A 17,017-nucleotide genomic window follows, 5' to 3' on the forward strand; every position below is an offset into this window, starting at 1 on the left:
TTAGTCCTCCCTATTTAAGTTTTTGGGAAACTCTAAACAATACATTCCAATGCGCCAAGTCGGAATTCCGATTTTACATCATCAAACGTTTGATATTAATAAATATGTATAGAAGAATGTTAAAATTCCATTACAAAAACAACTTAATGAAATAAATTTTTTAAATGGAAACTCGCCGATTAGCGAGTTCGATAGGACGGTTCATGAGCCGTAGTTGAATTTATACTTTCCTATTAGCTAAAGAAAAAACTGACCTGCTTCCAAGCAAGTCAGTTAAATAACAATGTTTCTTAAAGTGGATTTATTTCGTTATTCGTTGTGCTGAGTTTCTCCAACTTCTTATTTCTAAAGTAATAGAACAAATAGCAAATTAATAAGAAGCCTAGTCCAATCAGGAGCCCGGTCAGCTGAGTTGGGTCAAAGGCCAAGAATATTAATATCGATACACAGAAGATGATACAAACGAGCGGAACTAGAGGATAGTAGCGGACCTTAAATTGCAGGTCTTCCAATTTTCCGCCTGCTTGCAAGAACTTGCGCCGGAACATAAGCTGGGACAGAGCGATCCCTATCCACGAGATGGTAACAGAAATACCGGCAATGGACATGAGCAGCACAAACACTGTATCTGCCGCCAACACGCTTGTAAGCAGCGACAATAACGAGAAAATCATCGTAAACACAAGGGCTGCGAACGGCACTTTCCGTTTGGATAATTTTCCGAAATACTTTGGTGCCATGCCGTCATGCGCCATCGCCCAAAGCAACCGGGTGGAAGCATAAATACAGGAGTTCCCCACCGAAAGAATTGCGGTTAAAATAACAAAGTTCATAATATCAGGAGCAAATGGGATTCCCGCCATATCCATCAGCGTAACGAACGGGCTTTCCAGCAGGCCAAGTTCCTTCGTTGGAAAAATAGCCGATAAGATAATAATAGAAGCGATATAAAAGACAATAATTCTAAAAAGGACATTTCGAATGGCACGAGGTATATTCTTCTGAGGTTCTTCACTTTCGCCGGCGGCAATGCCGATTAATTCTGAGCCTTGATAGGAAAAAATAACATTCATCATGGTGACAAAAATAATTGTCAGACCTGCTGGAAACAGCCCTTTGGGAGCGAGGTTTTCCATAAATGGTGCCGGTCTGTCTTCAAGTGGAATAATGCCAAAAATAGCTGCTGCCCCAATAATGATAAAGAAAATAACAGCTATAACCTTAATACCCGCAAACCAGTATTCGGCCTCAGCAAAGCCCCTTGTGGTCAAGGCATTAAGGACAAATAACAAGGCGATGAAAATGGCGCACCAAATCCACACTGAAACACCCGGAAACCACCGCTGCATCAGGATACCCGCAGCTGTAAATTCCACACCCGCAGTGGTAGCGGAACCAATGAAATACATCCAGCCTAACGAGAAACCGGCTGCTGGATTAATAAATTTGCTGGCGTATGTTTGAAAGGAACCTGTAACCGGCATATAGACCGCAAGCTCTCCCAGGCACACCATTACCAAATACAAAATAAGGCCGCCAAATAAATAACCTATTAACGCCCCGCCTGCTCCTGCCTGGTTAATCGTGTAGCCCGCATTTAAGAATAACCCGGTGCCAATTACACCACCTAATGAAAGCATAAACAAATGACGCCGTTTCATTGACCTGCTTAACTGGTTCTTTTGACCTTCTTGTTCCATCTTTACCCACCCCTTTTTTAGCGGTGTCCACCCCACGTGGACAAAACACCCATTTGTCCACGCGCGGTGCCTGACACCCGTTCCAATAACATTAATTAATTCCTAGCAGCGAACCTCTTTCTCCACCAGCATTTTGACCATGCCTTCGACGAGTGCCGGCACTTCTTCAAAGGCGTTTTTGATGTGAAGGCGTTCGGTTCGTTTGTGGGCATCTTTGCCGAACGGTCCGACGTTTAGAACCGGTGCATGGAGCTGGGTCATTTCATCGAATGGGATGCTGTAGGTTGTTCCCCAAGCCGGTGTATTTTCTTTAAAAACGGTCCAGCCTTCGCCGGCATCCTGGTAATTGACATAGCTTAAATCGCTGATTCCATTAAAATAGTGGACTTGATTGACAGGAAGCCCGAACTTTTCAAAACCATGTTCCTTCACGTAGGCAATGCACTTTTTCACCAATTCATTTTCCGACGAGTTTACAGCAGGATAATAAGGCGGTGCATACAAGAGGACGATCGCTGGTGCAAGCTCCTGACACTCAATGATTAAGGCATCCGCAATACGGAAAGATTTTTCACGGTCATCCCACTCCTCCCTTTTATGAACGGATGCTTTGATCCCCGCAACAAAATCTGCACCAAATTTTCGAAGCGCATGCTTTTCCAGTTCGTCATAGCGCAGCACTCGTACCTGCCCTACCGGAGTAACCGACTGCGCTTTGCAAATCTCAGAATAGGCCTGGTTACATGATTTAGCTGCATCTAATGCGACTTTCTCGAACATATTCATAATTTCTTCCGCATTCCGCTGCATTAAAAATACGTTATACAAAGCGGCTGAACGGTATGGTGTTTGAACAGAGTACTCCAGCCGTAAATCCTTTTGCTGCAGTGTTACTGGAAGGGGCGTTCTTTCTCCCATCACCTTTTCCTGCAAGCTTAAATTCCACTCCATCCTCTGTGTTAAAAATGAAGCAATATACGGTCCGGTAATGCCGCTAAGCGGTTCCCCTACATGGGTTTCTTTTCCGTAAAAAAGGGCAGACGGCATAATCTTGCCGATTGAACCTGAGTACACATAATAGTTTCGGTCACCCGGCTCTTGGGTAAAGACCGGCTCACCGTTTAGGAAAAGCTTAAAGGTAAGCTGATGCTTTTCCTTTAATTCCAATAATTTCGGAACCGCTGCCCGCATTCCCGAAGAATTCACTTCTTCATCCGGAACCGTCAGCAGCAAAAGATTAATCGGCCATTGCTCGACCGAAGCTTTTTCAATCAGCCCCATATGCATGACCAGACCCATTTTCATATCCATCGTGCCCCTGCCAAATAGGTACTCTCCTGATAAAAGATCTTCCCGGGCTTCCGCCGGCAATTCATCGATTCGGGAATGGAGAAGCTTCGTTAATTCCTCTGGCCGGTATGCATACTCCTGAAGGTCTCCATATTCTTCGGTATTCACCGTATCAAAATGACTAATCAATACAACCGTTTCCGCGGCACTCGGGTGTTTATATAAAGCGGTTACAAAACGGCGGCCCAGATCGGCATTATGAAGACCCAAGTGTTCTGGATTTTCTTGAAAATATGCCAAATCTTTAAGCTTCGCCGCCACCTTGGAAGGAAACTCACGCTCTCCCTCCGTCAATGTCATACTTTTCCAGCTTACTACTTCGCATAATAGCTCCCGCAAAGCCTTCGGTGTCCCCCACTTAAGCTGTCTCATCGCTCCCAAACTCCTTCACACGCAATTTTTAAAATCTCAGCGACAAGCAGCTCAAACCGCCGTCCAATTTTCGGAATTCCGAAGTATCAACTTCAATTGTCTGATATCCGGCTTCCTCAATTTTTTGTTTTGTCTGCGGGTAACCTGCAGGGATGATCACATAGTCGTTTACCTGAATGCAATTTGCCGCATATTCTTCTTCCTGTGGCACAATAATTTTTTTGTAAGAATTGAAATCAGGGTGATCGACAAATTCACCAGCCGCCACAATTGTTTGATTTCCTAAATAAGCAATTCCGGTTTTTAAATGGAAAAACTTTTGAAGCGGTACAATGGTAGCTTTATAGTTTTCAGATTCTAAGATTTGTTTCAGCTGCTCGGCACCTTCCTGGTTTGTCCGCTCGGAAATACCGATATAAAAATGATCTTCAGCTTGTAAAATATCGCCGCCATCGAGTGTGCCAGGCGCTTTAATATAGTAAATTTTATCGTAGAAGGATTTGATGGCAGGCTCCATGTCTTGGATTTCGCCGTTTCTTGACTCAGCCCCCGGATTGGAAATAACCGCAAATTCCGGGGTTAAAACAGCTGTATCTTCCACAAAGGTGGAGTCCGGAAATTGATCATTGCTTGGCAGGACAGTTACTTCAGTACCGCACTTTTTAAGTGCTTCAATATAAGCATCGTGCTGCTCAAATGCCTTTTCCAAAATTGGTTTGCCAAGGTCTGAGGTAGTTAAGCCATTAACGTAAGTTGTTCCAGGTCTTTTGACAATTGTATGATGGAACAATTTTGTTCCTTCTGTTGATTTCAACGCAGATTCTTTTAGCATTTTTTCATCCTCCAATTTCTTAATCTCGTTCCACTGGGCATGTCAGGCAGGTCGGACCGCCCGTCCCTAAATAAGAGATTTCATTTCCGTCATATTCATAGACAGTTGCTCCGGCATCGATTAATTGCTGTTTTGTGAAAGGGTTTCCAGAAACCACCATACAAACCCGAGGTGCCAGCGCGAGCACGTTGCAGCCAAGTCTAATGTACTCATCTTCGGGTACCTCAACCAGCCGGAAGCCTCGTTTAATCAGCATTTGTCTGAGAAACACAGGCATCAGCCGTGAATAGACTACTGCCAAATCTTCGTCCACGATACTGATTATGGACATTAGATGCAGACACTCGTCCTCCCCTTGGTCATGCGGGAGTTGTACCACGATTACCTCATCGACTTGATCTGCGACCATCTCTTTAATTTGCTGGATAGCTTCATCATTTGTCCGGTAGCCGCGGCCGATTAACAGTGTGCGGTCATCAAGCCAGACAAGGTCTCCCCCGTCGGCAACTGCCTGGCCCGTCAATTCTCCTACTATCGGAATCTCTTTTTCTTGTAAAAAATCTTTGTAAACCTCTGCCTCCGGCTGACGCAATGTTTTTCCTGATTTCAAAATGATGGCGCCCTTTGGCGTAAATTTAACGGGATCATGGGCATAGAGTGAATCTAATCCAACCCGTTCTGATTCCGGCAAGAACTCAACATACCCTACATGCTCCTTGATAATGGCAAGAAACTGCTCATATTCCTGTTGTGCTTTTGCGAAATCAGGTTCATTAATATAGTTGAATCTTTTCCATTCCTTACTTAAATGCTCCTGACTGATAAATGCATCGTTTGGATGTTTGACAATGACCCTGTTGAGCTTTTTATACATAGATGTTAACAAAAAACCGCCTCCTTTTTCCGAATAGTGGAATGGGTTTCCTGTGACAGGAAAACTTATAATATGATATTATAGGCTTATAAAGTGGATGTCAATATTTTTAGAATTTACTGAATATCGTAGACATTTTTAAAAAATCAAATAAGGCAGGGAAATACATGCAAACAATTGATCGAGCAATGCAAATTATTAAGGTTCTTGCGGGAAGTGATACAAAAAGATGGTTCGCCATTTCGGAATTATCGAAGGAATCCGAACTGCCTGTCAGCACATTGCATCGACTATTACAATCCATGAAGGAGCATGGGCTTATTCAACAGGATCTTGAGACAAAGTTCTATTCAATGGGAAATGCCTGGCTCCAGTATGGCCTGCAAATGTACGATACCTTTGACTTTGTGGCGCAGATCCGCCCGGAATTGGAAAAATTAATGCATGAGGTAGAGGAAAGTGTTTATTTTAGTAAGCCTATTGGTTTAGAGTCTTTAGTTGTAGAAAGAATTGACTGCCTGAATAACCCGATTCGAATTTATGATCAGCTTGGTATTCGGATACCTTTGAACATTGGGGCAGCCAATAAAGTGATGCTTGCTCACATGCCTCCAAAAGATAAGCTAAAAATTGTTTCTTCTTTAGTACCTGAAAATGAACACGAGGCGTTTTTACAATTATTGCGGGGTGTTCAAAAGCTTGGGTATGGAGAGAGTCACGGGGAAAGGACACCTGGTACGTCATCCGTCGCCGCTCCGATTTTCAACCACCAAAATGAACTAATCGGGGCCATCAGCGTCGGCTATGTCAATTTCAATGTAACGGAGGAAAGGAAAAGCTTTTTGATTGAAAAAGTAATTGAATTCGGGCTGCGCATCTCCAGAAAATTAGGAGCAAAATAATCGAAACGGTGTTAGGCTGTCGAGAAACTATCGACAGCTTTTTTTACTTATTTTCTTTAACAATTCACCGCGTTAATTATATTAAAATATTATTAATATAAGGCATTTCAACAAGTCTGTTGATTGGCGCTCCAGGCACTTCGCGCACCTTAGGGCGTGACGGGGAGCCTCCTCGTCGCTTCGCTCCTGCGGGGTCTCCCCTGCCCCGTACTCCCGCAGGAGTCTTCGTGCCTTCCGCGCCAATCAACAGGTGTAATTAAAAAAGATCTTCAACCTCACAATACATAATAAAAATAAAAAGTGAATTAATTATTAAGACAAAATGTTTCTAGACAATGGTAATGCATATGAACGTTCTCCTCTCTAGAGCCTGCCAAAATTCATTTAAGAGTGCAGTACACTTTTCAAAGTTTGATAAGGTGTAGTGCAATACTTAGTTGTTTTTGCCTCCCTGTTGATTGGAGCGGAGGGCAGTCGACTCCTGTGGGATATAGAGGTCACTGGAGACCCCGCAGGCGCTTTCAGCGCCGAGGAGGCTCCAGGACCTCCCCGCGGAAAGCGACTGCCCGGAGCGGAAATCAACAGGCCAGTTAGCAGGGATAAACATAAAAGTTTGGTAATTTAGGTTTGGACAAAATAAAAAATTGCCGAGAAAAATACCCTTTCTCGACAATCTGACAAATGTCCACCCAGGGTGGACATTTGTTATTAGTATTGTTGTTTGTTTGGTTTGTTGACCCAAGCAGTAAAGGGTTGATAAGTGTTGTTTGTGAGCAGCTGTATAAAAGGAATGGTGCGTTTTTCAGGAGGCACTTCAAGCTGTTCGTAAATAAATTGGTCGTCGAACCCAATTTTCGCAGCATCTTCATGTGTACAGGCATAATACACCTTCTCTAACCTGGCCCAATAGATGGCGCCGAAACACATCGGGCAGGGTTCACAGCTTGTATATAGTTCACAGCCAGTTAATTGGAAACTATTTAAAGCCTTGCAGGCTTCCCTAATCGCCTGCATCTCAGCATGGGCGGTGGGGTCATTCTTCAAGGTTACTTGATTGCTGCCAACACTGATAATCTGGCCATTCTTCACGATAACCGCCCCAAACGGACCGCCGCTATAACGGAGTACATTATCAAGCGCCACATCAACGGCCATTTTCATAAACTTTTCGTCCCTCATAAATTTCCCCCAACTCTATGACATTATCTCTTCCCTTCAATTTATTATCCTTTTTAAGAAAAAAGAATGATGACTTATTTTCCCACTTAAAATTGAGTCAGGATATTTTCAAAAAAAATGTAGGTTATATAATAGAAATTTTGTAAAATATGATTATCCATTCGCTTGGCCTATAATCATTCTTTTTTACTAATTCAGCGAATTCATTGCCTCTTCTTTGAAACCTTTTGGAAGGACTGACGATCATGCATAAAGCCAAGCTATACGAGATTTCCTTATTTACCGCGGCACTTTTGGCAGTTTTAAGTTCTTCCGGTATTTTAGTAGACCATTCCCTTTTTTTAAAAATATTAATTGTATACTGGTTCTTCTCCATTCTTTACTTCCGTCTTCGAGTGTTCTTTAAAAACGGCAATACCAATATTGAATATGGTATTAGTTACGACCTATCTTTTGTCCTATTTGCCGGGCCGCTCGGCTTGTTTATATTTGAAACGATTTACCGTTTTTCTATTTATATTTATCGTAAATGGACAAAAACAGCAGACTCGACTGAGTTTTTTGATGCCTTTTATAATACTGGCACCTTTGTGATCACTAACTCGGCAGCCTACCTGTTATTCCAGTACCTACATGAAAGCTTTCAAGCCATTCCATTTGGGTATTGGATTCTAATCTTTCTAATTGTTTGCATTACCTCTTACCTTTCCGGCACAACGATGGTCATCCTGTTTCTACTTTTGGGTGAGAAATTATCCTTTAAGAAGGCCATCGATTTTATTTTTAAAGACATCAGCATGCTGGATTATGGGAAAGTTGCCATATCAAACGGCCTTCTTTTCCATTTCCTTCAGGATCAAAAATGGGAAATGTTAATCATTGTCTTTATTTTGAATTACATCGTCAGTCATTCCTTCTATTTAAAATCGCAAAACATTCAAACGAAATTAGAGCGTGACCAATTCGAGCAAATGGCCTATACAGACTTTTTGACAGGTGCCTTCAACCGGACCTTTATGGACAAAAAATTAGCCGAGCTCAGTCGATCTAATGAAAATATCGGGATTGTCGTAACCGATATTGATAAATTCAAAGGAATAAACGATAGCTATAACCACGCTGTGGGTGATAAAGTCATTCAGCAGTTTGCCGCCACTTTAAAGAGTTATCTTGGACCGGAGGATTATCTGTTTAGGAGCGGCGGTGAGGAATTTACACTTTGCCTCCGAAATCGGAATTTCCAACAAACCGTTGATTTGGTTAACGATATTCGCAATGGGATTGAAAAAGGGTCAGTAAATGCGGAATACAACAGGGAAAACATTCTGATTTTTTATACCGCATCTTTCGGACTATACTACTATAAGGTTAATGAATATGTATCAATGGAAAAAGCCTATATCCTCGCCGACGAATTAATGTTCGAATCCAAGCAGCTCGGAAAAAATCATGTATCCTATATAAACGGCCTCATAAACAAAGAAGCGGCAGTAACCTAACAATAGGTACTGCCACTTCTTTTTGTTATCACTTTTTGGTATTTCCTTTGGTGTCATGCACCACAAAAAGACATTTGTCCATATGGGGTGCACATTTCAAGATTATTTCCTTTTTGCCTTTGCTCTTAGGATGCCCGTTTTAAGTTTTTGAATTGTCCCTTAGAGAGGACGGTTTTTTCTAGGCGGTGGGCCATGATGCCGGCAAATACGGACAGGATGATATCTTTCGGTAGCGGCGGTACCATCCATAGCCAGGCCATTTTATAGGTGAAACCTTCCGGCGCTGCAGCCCAAAGCTTGTAGGCATAGTACATCCAGTTGGTTCCAAACAGATAATTGACCGCCATTCCAATTAAAGCCGCTATAATAAAAGCAGGCAAGCTTTTTTTCTTTTCGACGATTTTTCCAATGATAAAAGCTACAAAAATATAAGAAATAATAAAGCCGAAGGTTGGACGAAGGATAATTCCGAGTCCTCCAAAAAAGCCGGCAAAAACAGGTACTCCGACCATGCCAACCAACGTATAAACAATCATCGCAATGGCTCCCAATCGGCTTCCTAAAATTAGCCCTGCCAAAATAGCAAAAAAAGTTTGCAGCGTGATTGGCACTCCGCCAACCTGCAAAAATGGTGCAATCGTCGTAATGTTTGCCCCGACCGCCATCAGGGCCACGAACATCCCGACAAGCGTGATGTCCAGCGCTCTTAACTTTCTCATTTTCTCCCCACCCTAAATTAAATTCTGATATCTGATAGTTTAAAAATAAATGGGCGGGTGGTTATTTGTCAACCAAAATTTGATTTAAGTTAACAAAAACAGCTGATTTCTACCATAATTAATGAGATATCTCCCTATTCCGCTTTATTTGCTTACTCCGGAATAGATCTATCCGCATTAATATAGCCTTCTCCGTAAATCGCGTTTTCGCGGTCCTTCCATAAATCTGTGTTATTCTTCAATAGGTCTTTTACTTGCTGCGGTGTTGCTCCAGGCACGCGCTGTTTAATCAATGCACATATACCCGCACAAATAGGTGTTGCCATGGAAGTACCAGATAAAACAAAGTAATCATTGTCTACCCTTGCAGATTTTTGCAGCTTGTCTAAATAGGAATTAGGGGATCTTAGTGAAATGATATTCACCCCGGGCGCTAAAATATCCGGCTTATTTAGCTCATCTTTAACATCCTTTGCCCCTCTGCTTGAAAAGCTGGCCACATCGTCATCGCCGCGGTCCACTGTATTTTTATCATCAAGAGCTCCAACGGTAATCACTTTTTGACTAATACCAGGACTTGCGATGGTTCCATAATTCGGACCTTCATTCCCAGCCGCCACTACCACGACAATACCTGCTGCCCAGGCCTTTTCAACAGCCTTAACCATTAGATCTTCACCCGGCTGAGCTGTGCTGCCTAATGACATGCTGATGATATCAATTTTTTCAGGCGGATTACCGGCATTGTAATTAATGCACCAATCCACCCCTTCCATGACGGTATCCAAAGACCCCGAGCCCAATTTATCCAACACCTTTACGCCAATCAGATGAGCTCCTGGGGCTGGTCCTGCATAGGGACCATTGGCAGCCGCGTCACCGGCACAGTGGGTTCCATGGCCATTATCATCATAAGGGTCTGGGTCATTATTGACGAGGTCAACAAAGCCTTTAATTCTATCCCCTAAGTCCTTGTGTGGATAAATGCCAGTGTCGATAATCGCGATTGTTACTCCTTCCCCTGTAAGTACAGTGTTATTTCTTTTGATGTTTTTAGCATTAGCGGCAGGGACAGCAACATCAAGCAACGCCTTCACTTCCCTGTTTAAATAAACCTTTTTGACATGATGGCAGCTCGACAGGATCCCTTCTAAGCCATTTGGAGTCACATCTGCACTATGGCAGGACATACTTGATAAACTTCGTTTCATGCTATTTCGGGAATACTGTTTCATCACTTCGGATACCTGATGGCAACCTTTTTCAAAGCAGCCTTCCTCAAATTCAATAATAACGGACATTTTGCGGCCCCATTTAAGGAATCCCTCGAAATGTTTATGCAAAAAGCACGGCGTCCATGTAAACGGCTTGTACAAATTTAAAACTTCTTCCCGCAAATGTCTGTCCAATTTATGGGCATGAGTACGCACCATTTGAACCATTGAATAACCAAACAATTATTTTCTCACCCTTTCATAGCTTTTTAAATAAGTTATGAAACTATTAAAAAATGGTAACGGTACTTGTCCAATTTCTAGTAAATAGGCGTTCCTTTAAGGTTTTTGAAAAATAATCGTTTGTTTTGTAAGGGGATCAGGCACCGTTCTTGAACCCTGTCCACCTCTGGCGGGCAACTTCTCACCATTGTTGATTGGCCGGAAAAGGAATATTTGGCTTGGTGCCGAATATAAAACATAGTGGGACATATTTTGTTAGTCCAATTTAGGAGGTATGGTTATGGTTGACTTAGAGATACATCGTGAAAGACTGGCGGAGACACGCCAGCAGTTGCTAAATGAGATAAAGACTCTCAGTTTTGCGGAATTAAACAAATCACCTGGCGAAGATAGTTGGAGTGTGGCCCAGGTCTGCCACCATCTTTATTTAACTGAAAAGGCGTTTACCAGCGGGGTTGTCTATGGCCTGAACTCTGAAACTAGTAAAAAGTCCGAGCCAAAGCCGATACACCTATTTTTATTAGACCGTACTAAGAAAGCAGATGCACCTAGTATCGTTGTCCCTTCTTCTGAAACTTTCGAATTACAGCAGATTCTCAATTTGCTAGATGAATCAAGAACATTATTACTCGATGTTATGGATGGAATAAAAGACGAAACCATTCTGACAGAGAAATCCGCTAAACATCCTCTTTTTGGTTATCTACCTCTTTACCAATGGATTGAAAACGTCTATTTGCACGATCAGCGGCATACTGAACAAATAAAGGAAATTAAATCTGAAATTCTCTAAAGCCCATCCCTAGAATCATTTCAATCGCTGCACGCCAATCCTTATTTTTCCATAAGCTAGAATAATAACATCAAAGATTTGAAGGGAAAGATGTGGTGGATTCATGATGGTAAATCCCAGGCCTGCAGGCCATACATTTAAAAATCTTCAAGAGAGCAAGATGGAGTTTGAACAGGTTTTCGAGCGTATAACTGAATTTATGAAAAGCGACCCATGCGGGAATTACCGCTTAATGGTCGGAACGGATTCTCAGGTTCACAGGTCACATACAATTTTCATTACTGGCATTGTCATTCAAAATGTGGGGAATGGCGTATGGGCGTGTATAAAAAAGGTGATTGTTCCAAGAAAAATGACTCAGCTGCACGAGCGGATTTCACTGGAATTATCTTTGACGGAGGAAGTCGTCTCCCTGTTTACAGAGGATAAGAAAAATGAGTTAATCAATATTGTTCTGCCAAATGTCTATCAAGGGGCTACTTTTACGATAGAGGGCCATATCGACATCGGGGCGGGAATTCGAAACAAAACGAGTGAGTTTGTTAAAGAAATGGTCATGCGAATGGAATCTATGGGCGTAGAACCAAAAATAAAACCCGACGCCTTTGTCGCATCAAGCTATGCCAATCGCTATACAAAATAATGCTAAAAACAGCAAAAAAAGTGTCCACCCCCGGTGGACAAATTGCCCATTTGTCCACGAGCGGTGCCTGACACCTTTTTTAAATATGTTCCACTTTTACTGTTTTGCCATGGCCGATATGACTTTCGATTTTCATGGTGCCCTGGTGTTCTTGGATAATTTTGTTGCTGACAGTTAGGCCAAGCCCGATTCCTTTGTCCTTTGTGGCATAGAATGGGCTCCGAGGGTCAGGCCCTCGGCACTTTAGCGCGTTACCGCATTGACGGGACCTTTAGGTAGGTTAGTGCCCGCCAAATCCATTCGAGCGGGCCGTATCGGAAGAATCGCAGCCAAATGACACTAACTGTCATTTGAATAACGTAAATAGCCAGACATATGTAAAGAGTTTCTATGTAAGAAACCCTTCCGAACAGGTTAAAGGTATAGCCTGCCAGATAGATAAACACTGTTTGCAATAGATAGTTTGTCAGTGCCATCCTTCCGTAGCTTTTTAAAGGTGACAGCAGCTTTTGGATAATCTGAATCTGCAGCAATAGTACTAAAAGGCCAGCATAAAAAGCCGAAACAATCGGACCTATTGTGATGCCAATATCAATAAACCTCGCTGCCTCTCTACCTGAAGGCCCAGACCATCCCTCGGAAAAAACCGGTGCATATTGGTATTGATAAAGCAGTCCTATTGCGCTTAACCCGAACATAATCATAGTGAAAACGGCAATCTGGTTAACCCTTTTGGTTACAACCTCAAACAAACCGAACTGCCCTGCCGAAATCCCTAACAGCATTACCGGAACGACCATTAAAATTTTTATGGCGGAAATGCCAATAATGACTAACAAACCAAACCCTATGATGAGGTTCACCGCTTTATTAATCTTATAAAAAGGCAAAAGTATCAATCCACAGACTGCATAAACGGTTAATGCCTCTCCCGGATGAAACCGGACATGAATCAAGCCAAAGAGGAATAATACAGCAATTCGCCTCAAGAATAAGACATATCCGTTCATGCCCTTTGCGTTGGCTCTTGTGATAAAAATATAAAACCCGACCCCAAACAAAAAGGTGAAAATGGTATAAAAGCGGCCTTCTACAAATAAATATAAAAACCGCCAGTAGGATGCGTCCATTGAGTTCTGGGAAGGTTCCTCGACAGAAAGCAGCGGCCCTATATTTACCAAAATGATTCCCAGCAACGCAAATCCACGCAAATAATCAAGCACATCGATTCGTTTATTTAACCCCATTGAATTCTCCTGTTAATGGTGTCTGACACCTCAATTACTCTTTCTAACGTATAACAGAGGCAAAAACACCTTTTTCTTACTCTCACACACGCTTAATACTGACATTCTGATGGCAAAAGGTCAAAAGGTAGACATCTGGGTTACTGAGGTTCTTCCACTCTTCAAATCCAAAATTCGGTTGAAAATATTTTAATAGCAATGACATCAAGTTCCCATGGGTGACGATAACCGTATTTTCGGTCTCCACAGCCAAAACTTCCTTTACGACACTAACAATTCGGTCCATTGCTTCGGCACTGGACTCCCCGCCATCAAATTTGGCCTCTAGATCCACAAATGACGTCTCTAATTTTTCTTGCCAATCCTCCAATGCCTTTGTACTTAAAATACGCTCTGAGAGGCGCTCATCCACTTCTATTCTAATTTTTTTCGAAAAAGCCAATGGTTCAATCGACTGAACAGCACGCCGAAACGGACTTGATATAATTTTATCAATCTTTACACCTGCCAAAAATTCAACCAGCCCCTTCGCCTGCTGCATCCCCCTCTCTGTTAACTGTGCTTCCCTTGGCTGTCCCTCCGCCTCGCAATGCCTAATCACGTACACCTTTTTTTCCATTAAACATTCCCCCTTAAAAACAAACACTTCTTTTAATTCGCCGCTCTCCTGGTATCTCCTCCATACAAAAAAGGGAATTAACCATTCTCCAGGTTGATTCCCTTTTTTCAATCATTTATTTTCATCATTTATTCCTTTTTAGCCAATTTATCATGATCTTCAAATTGCGGCGGCTGTTCCAACCATCTTCTTTCAATCATTAAATTCAAACCATCCTCGCCAAACGTTCCTGTTTTAGCGATAAAGCCGGTGTACATGGCACTTATGTCCCTGCGCATGGTAGCTGACATTGCAGCACCATAAGAGGAAATGCCAAGATTAGAAAGAACCCCCACGATATAAAGCATTAGTTGATCCGAAAATGGTGCAGCTGTTGAGTCGGTTACACCTTGATCCCACGACATCGGTGCTGGTACCTCACTTTCTATTAACACATCATGGATGGAGCTTAGGATATGTTTGCAGATGTGTTTGCCACGAAGAAAATATTCTCTAATCTCCTGGTCTTGGGCTACTTGAGAAAATCCAGCACAAAGTGCTCTTCCAATTTCATTCTGGTTGGCATTGACCATTAGATGGGTTACTTCAATACCTAACAATGGACGCCTTCTGCCAAACCAGCCGGTTAAAAAACTTTCTTTATTGACAAAGTCAATTTTTGTTGGATAGTTCATGTATGGCATTCTTATAAAAATCCCTTTTTCTTGCATACAAATTACAACCTTATTATGGAGATAAGAAACATCGTCAAACATCTCCTTATAAAATTGCCGCACATCCTCTCGTGCTGCCAGAATCATTCCAACATTATGGGAGGTAACCCCGTACTTGGACATATGCAGTATCGTATGGATATAAAATATATCGGAAAATAGTTTCGGTGCACGAGGGATAACATGTTTCTCTACCTTGAAGCCCTCAGGTACAGCAATTTTTTCTTCATGAAACAAATCTACTATCAGCTTCAAATGTTTTTTGGCAAAATGTTGAGATTCCTCAACGATAGCAAGAATTTCTGGGTCATTACACGTTTCCGCATAGTGTGTTAATAGACAGCTTGCGACACCGATGTTCAGATATGTAACCCATAACGAGGATATTTCAGCACTTGTTAGATTGACATTTTCCACTTTTTCAGTCATTTTTTATCCCTCCATCCACTAAATTCCCCCAAATTTCATAAAGTTATGTTTTTCACAGAAAAAAGAACGAGAAAACCCAGCAAAATGAAAGGTGAGCCCTAGCATGCTCAGGCTCTCCTTTCGTTTTGCAATATAATATTTTATACCGTTTCCAATACAGGTTGCAGCATGGTTCCATTGGCTGCAAAATTGGTATGCCAGGAAAATGCTTTTTCCAACACATGAGGCGTTTGCCCGCCTCTTGTGAGAGCTTCCTGATAATATTCGCGCAGCTGCTGACGGTACATTGGATGCGCGCAGCGCTCGATAATCAATTCTACCCGCTGTCTCGGTGCAAGTCCCCGTAAGTCTGCATACCCCTGTTCCGTCACAATGACATCGACATCATGCTCGGTATGGTCGACGTGGGAAACGAAAGGCACGATGCTTGAGATCTTACCGCCCTTAGCGATGGATTTCGTTACAAAAATCGCAAGGCGAGCATTGCGAGCGAAATCCCCGGAACCGCCGATTCCGTTCATCATCTTTGTTCCAAGTACATGGGTGGAGTTGACATTGCCGTAAATGTCTAATTCCAGCGCAGTGTTAATGGAAATTAATCCAAGACGGCGGATAATTTCCGGATGATTGGAAATCTCCTGCGGCCGCATAATAAGCAGATCTCGGTATTTTTCAAAATTGCCATAAACCTCTTTCATCTTCTGCTCAGACAATGTAATAGAGCAGCATGATGCATACTTAACCTTCCCGGCATCAATTAAATCAAACACGGCATCCTGCAATACTTCAGAGTAAACTTCAAGGTCTTCAAACTCTGAATCCAAGAGGCCATGAAGAACGGCATTCGCAACCGAGCCAATCCCCGACTGAAGCGGTGCAAGCCGGTTTGTCAGACGGCCCGTTTGCACTTCGGTACGTAAAAAATCGATTAAATGGTTGGCCATGATGACCGTTTCTTCATCTGGAGGAACAATCGTTGAAGGCGAGTCAAGCTGGTTAGTAAATACAATCCCTCTTACCTTATCGATATCAACCGGGATTCCGATCGTGCCAATCCGGTCTTTTACCCCTGTCAATGGAATCGGGCCGCGCTCGCCCTGCTTCCCAGGCTCATATAAATCATGCAAGCCTTCCAGGTTCACCTGATGTGCCAAATTAATCTCGATAATAATCGACTTTGCATTTAAGGCAAACGATAGTGAATTTCCTACTGAAGTGGTCGGAATCACCATTCCATCCTCGGTAACTGAGAACGCTTCCAATATAGCGTAATCGACAGGCTCCATTACTCCAGCTCGAACTAGTTCCGAAGTGTGTGATAAGTGCTGATCGACAAACAATAACTCACCGCTATTGATTTTTCCGCGCATCGTCGGGTCTGCTTGGAAAGGAAGCCTTTTTCCAATAATTCCAGCCTCTGCAAACAGCTTGTCAACGTCTGAGCCCAATGATGCTCCCGTATAAACATTTACCTTAAACGACTCGTGCTCGGCACGTTTCACCAATGCAAAGGGAACCGCTTTCACATCACCGGCACGTGTAAAGCCGCTTAATCCCAGCGTCATGCCGTCTTGAATCCAAGATGCTGCCTCTTCCGGCGTCACTACACGGTCCCAAAGTCTTGAATCTTTAATCCGTTCGTATTTGCTATCCAACATTTCATCCCACTCCCCAATGGAATTTTATATT

The 17,017-nt window shown here is 42.6% G+C and carries 15 protein-coding genes and 1 pseudogene; 4 read left to right on the forward strand and 12 right to left on the reverse strand.

The window, feature by feature from the left end; all coding sequences use genetic code 11:
• Positions 1-290 precede the first annotated feature (290 nt).
• The 4 genes from KHA99_RS28155 to KHA99_RS28170 form a co-directional block, all read right to left on the reverse strand.
• The gene (locus KHA99_RS28155) at positions 291-1,700 is read right to left on the reverse strand and encodes an amino acid permease (RefSeq protein WP_213120828.1); all 1,410 of its coding nucleotides are present in this window, start codon (positions 1,698-1,700) and stop codon (positions 291-293) included.
• 102 nt (positions 1,701-1,802) lie between these two features.
• Positions 1,803-3,422 carry a M20/M25/M40 family metallo-hydrolase gene (locus tag KHA99_RS28160; RefSeq protein ID WP_213120829.1) on the reverse strand — a complete coding sequence of 540 codons (1,620 nt, stop codon included), beginning with the start codon at positions 3,420-3,422 and terminating at the stop codon, positions 1,803-1,805.
• A 28-nt stretch (positions 3,423-3,450) separates the two neighbouring features.
• On the reverse strand, positions 3,451-4,254 hold the full coding sequence (locus KHA99_RS28165) for a dimethylarginine dimethylaminohydrolase family protein (protein WP_213120830.1): 804 nt from the start codon (positions 4,252-4,254) through the stop codon (positions 3,451-3,453).
• Positions 4,255-4,273: 19 nt separating this feature from the next.
• Positions 4,274-5,128: a dimethylarginine dimethylaminohydrolase family protein gene (locus KHA99_RS28170; RefSeq protein WP_213120925.1), complete on the reverse strand. Its 855-nt coding sequence runs from the start codon at positions 5,126-5,128 to the stop codon at positions 4,274-4,276.
• Positions 5,129-5,295: 167 nt separating this feature from the next.
• On the opposite strand from KHA99_RS28170, the gene KHA99_RS28175 reads away from it, so the two are divergent.
• Complete coding sequence (locus tag KHA99_RS28175) at positions 5,296-6,030, forward strand: IclR family transcriptional regulator (RefSeq protein WP_213120831.1); 735 nt, start codon at positions 5,296-5,298, stop codon at positions 6,028-6,030.
• A gap of 708 nt (positions 6,031-6,738) precedes the next feature.
• On the opposite strand, the gene KHA99_RS28180 is transcribed toward KHA99_RS28175, so the two are convergent.
• Complete coding sequence (locus KHA99_RS28180) at positions 6,739-7,209, reverse strand: nucleoside deaminase (protein ID WP_213120832.1); 471 nt, start codon at positions 7,207-7,209, stop codon at positions 6,739-6,741.
• A gap of 245 nt (positions 7,210-7,454) precedes the next feature.
• Between KHA99_RS28180 and KHA99_RS28185 the strand changes: the two genes are divergently transcribed.
• Positions 7,455-8,708, forward strand: coding sequence for a GGDEF domain-containing protein (locus KHA99_RS28185; protein WP_213120833.1), 1,254 nt, complete (start codon positions 7,455-7,457; stop codon positions 8,706-8,708).
• Positions 8,709-8,833: 125 nt separating this feature from the next.
• Here the strand turns inward: KHA99_RS28185 and KHA99_RS28190 are convergent, their stop codons facing one another.
• Positions 8,834-9,427: a biotin transporter BioY gene (locus KHA99_RS28190; protein WP_213120834.1), complete on the reverse strand. Its 594-nt coding sequence runs from the start codon at positions 9,425-9,427 to the stop codon at positions 8,834-8,836.
• A 152-nt stretch (positions 9,428-9,579) separates the two neighbouring features.
• Entirely contained in the window at positions 9,580-10,884 is a 1,305-nt protein-coding gene (locus KHA99_RS28195) for a S8 family peptidase (RefSeq protein ID WP_213120835.1), read from the reverse strand.
• A gap of 280 nt (positions 10,885-11,164) precedes the next feature.
• Between KHA99_RS28195 and KHA99_RS28200 the strand changes: the two genes are divergently transcribed.
• The gene (locus tag KHA99_RS28200) at positions 11,165-11,677 is read left to right on the forward strand and encodes a DinB family protein (protein WP_213120836.1); all 513 of its coding nucleotides are present in this window, start codon (positions 11,165-11,167) and stop codon (positions 11,675-11,677) included.
• A 106-nt stretch (positions 11,678-11,783) separates the two neighbouring features.
• The gene (locus tag KHA99_RS28205; protein ID WP_213120837.1) at positions 11,784-12,320 is read left to right on the forward strand and encodes a ribonuclease H-like YkuK family protein; all 537 of its coding nucleotides are present in this window, start codon (positions 11,784-11,786) and stop codon (positions 12,318-12,320) included.
• Positions 12,321-12,399: 79 nt separating this feature from the next.
• Here the strand turns inward: KHA99_RS28205 and KHA99_RS31455 are convergent.
• The 5 genes and pseudogenes from KHA99_RS31455 to scpC all read right to left on the reverse strand — a co-directional run.
• Positions 12,400-12,525 (reverse strand): annotated as a pseudogene (locus tag KHA99_RS31455) (ATP-binding protein); the annotation flags it as partial.
• 46 nt (positions 12,526-12,571) lie between these two features.
• Positions 12,572-13,567 (reverse strand): DUF418 domain-containing protein, encoded by a 996-nt coding sequence (locus tag KHA99_RS28210; protein ID WP_213120838.1) that lies wholly within the window; start codon positions 13,565-13,567, stop codon positions 12,572-12,574.
• 82 nt (positions 13,568-13,649) lie between these two features.
• Positions 13,650-14,186, reverse strand: a complete 537-nt coding sequence (locus KHA99_RS28215) for a histidine phosphatase family protein (RefSeq protein ID WP_213120839.1) — start codon at positions 14,184-14,186, stop codon at positions 13,650-13,652.
• Between the two features lie 128 nt (positions 14,187-14,314).
• Positions 14,315-15,328: a DUF3231 family protein gene (locus KHA99_RS28220; protein WP_213120840.1), complete on the reverse strand. Its 1,014-nt coding sequence runs from the start codon at positions 15,326-15,328 to the stop codon at positions 14,315-14,317.
• 140 nt (positions 15,329-15,468) lie between these two features.
• Positions 15,469-16,986, reverse strand: a complete 1,518-nt coding sequence (gene scpC, locus KHA99_RS28225; RefSeq protein WP_372447643.1) for a succinyl-CoA:acetate CoA-transferase ScpC — start codon at positions 16,984-16,986, stop codon at positions 15,469-15,471.
• Between the last annotated feature and the right edge of the window lie 31 nt (positions 16,987-17,017).

The organism is Neobacillus rhizophilus, assembly GCF_018343535.1.
Lineage (GTDB): Bacteria > Bacillota > Bacilli > Bacillales > Cytobacillaceae > Neobacillus > Neobacillus rhizophilus.

Excerpts from the sequence above, each read along its gene's own strand:
- KHA99_RS28155 (WP_213120828.1), bottom strand. The coding sequence starts at position 1,700 with ATGGAACAAGAAGGTCAAAAGAACCAGTTAAGCAGGTCAATGAAACGG.
- KHA99_RS28160 (WP_213120829.1), bottom strand. The coding sequence starts at position 3,422 with ATGAGACAGCTTAAGTGGGGGACACCGAAGGCTTTGCGGGAGCTATTA.
- KHA99_RS28165 (WP_213120830.1), bottom strand. The coding sequence starts at position 4,254 with ATGCTAAAAGAATCTGCGTTGAAATCAACAGAAGGAACAAAATTGTTC.
- KHA99_RS28170 (WP_213120925.1), bottom strand. The coding sequence starts at position 5,128 with ATGTATAAAAAGCTCAACAGGGTCATTGTCAAACATCCAAACGATGCA.
- KHA99_RS28175 (WP_213120831.1), top strand. The coding sequence starts at position 5,296 with ATGCAAACAATTGATCGAGCAATGCAAATTATTAAGGTTCTTGCGGGA.
- KHA99_RS28180 (WP_213120832.1), bottom strand. The coding sequence starts at position 7,209 with ATGAGGGACGAAAAGTTTATGAAAATGGCCGTTGATGTGGCGCTTGAT.
- KHA99_RS28185 (WP_213120833.1), top strand. The coding sequence starts at position 7,455 with ATGCATAAAGCCAAGCTATACGAGATTTCCTTATTTACCGCGGCACTT.
- KHA99_RS28190 (WP_213120834.1), bottom strand. The coding sequence starts at position 9,427 with ATGAGAAAGTTAAGAGCGCTGGACATCACGCTTGTCGGGATGTTCGTG.
- KHA99_RS28200 (WP_213120836.1), top strand. The coding sequence starts at position 11,165 with ATGGTTGACTTAGAGATACATCGTGAAAGACTGGCGGAGACACGCCAG.
- KHA99_RS28205 (WP_213120837.1), top strand. The coding sequence starts at position 11,784 with ATGGTAAATCCCAGGCCTGCAGGCCATACATTTAAAAATCTTCAAGAG.
- KHA99_RS28210 (WP_213120838.1), bottom strand. The coding sequence starts at position 13,567 with ATGGGGTTAAATAAACGAATCGATGTGCTTGATTATTTGCGTGGATTT.
- KHA99_RS28215 (WP_213120839.1), bottom strand. The coding sequence starts at position 14,186 with ATGGAAAAAAAGGTGTACGTGATTAGGCATTGCGAGGCGGAGGGACAG.
- KHA99_RS28220 (WP_213120840.1), bottom strand. The coding sequence starts at position 15,328 with ATGACTGAAAAAGTGGAAAATGTCAATCTAACAAGTGCTGAAATATCC.
- scpC (WP_372447643.1), bottom strand. The coding sequence starts at position 16,986 with ATGTTGGATAGCAAATACGAACGGATTAAAGATTCAAGACTTTGGGAC.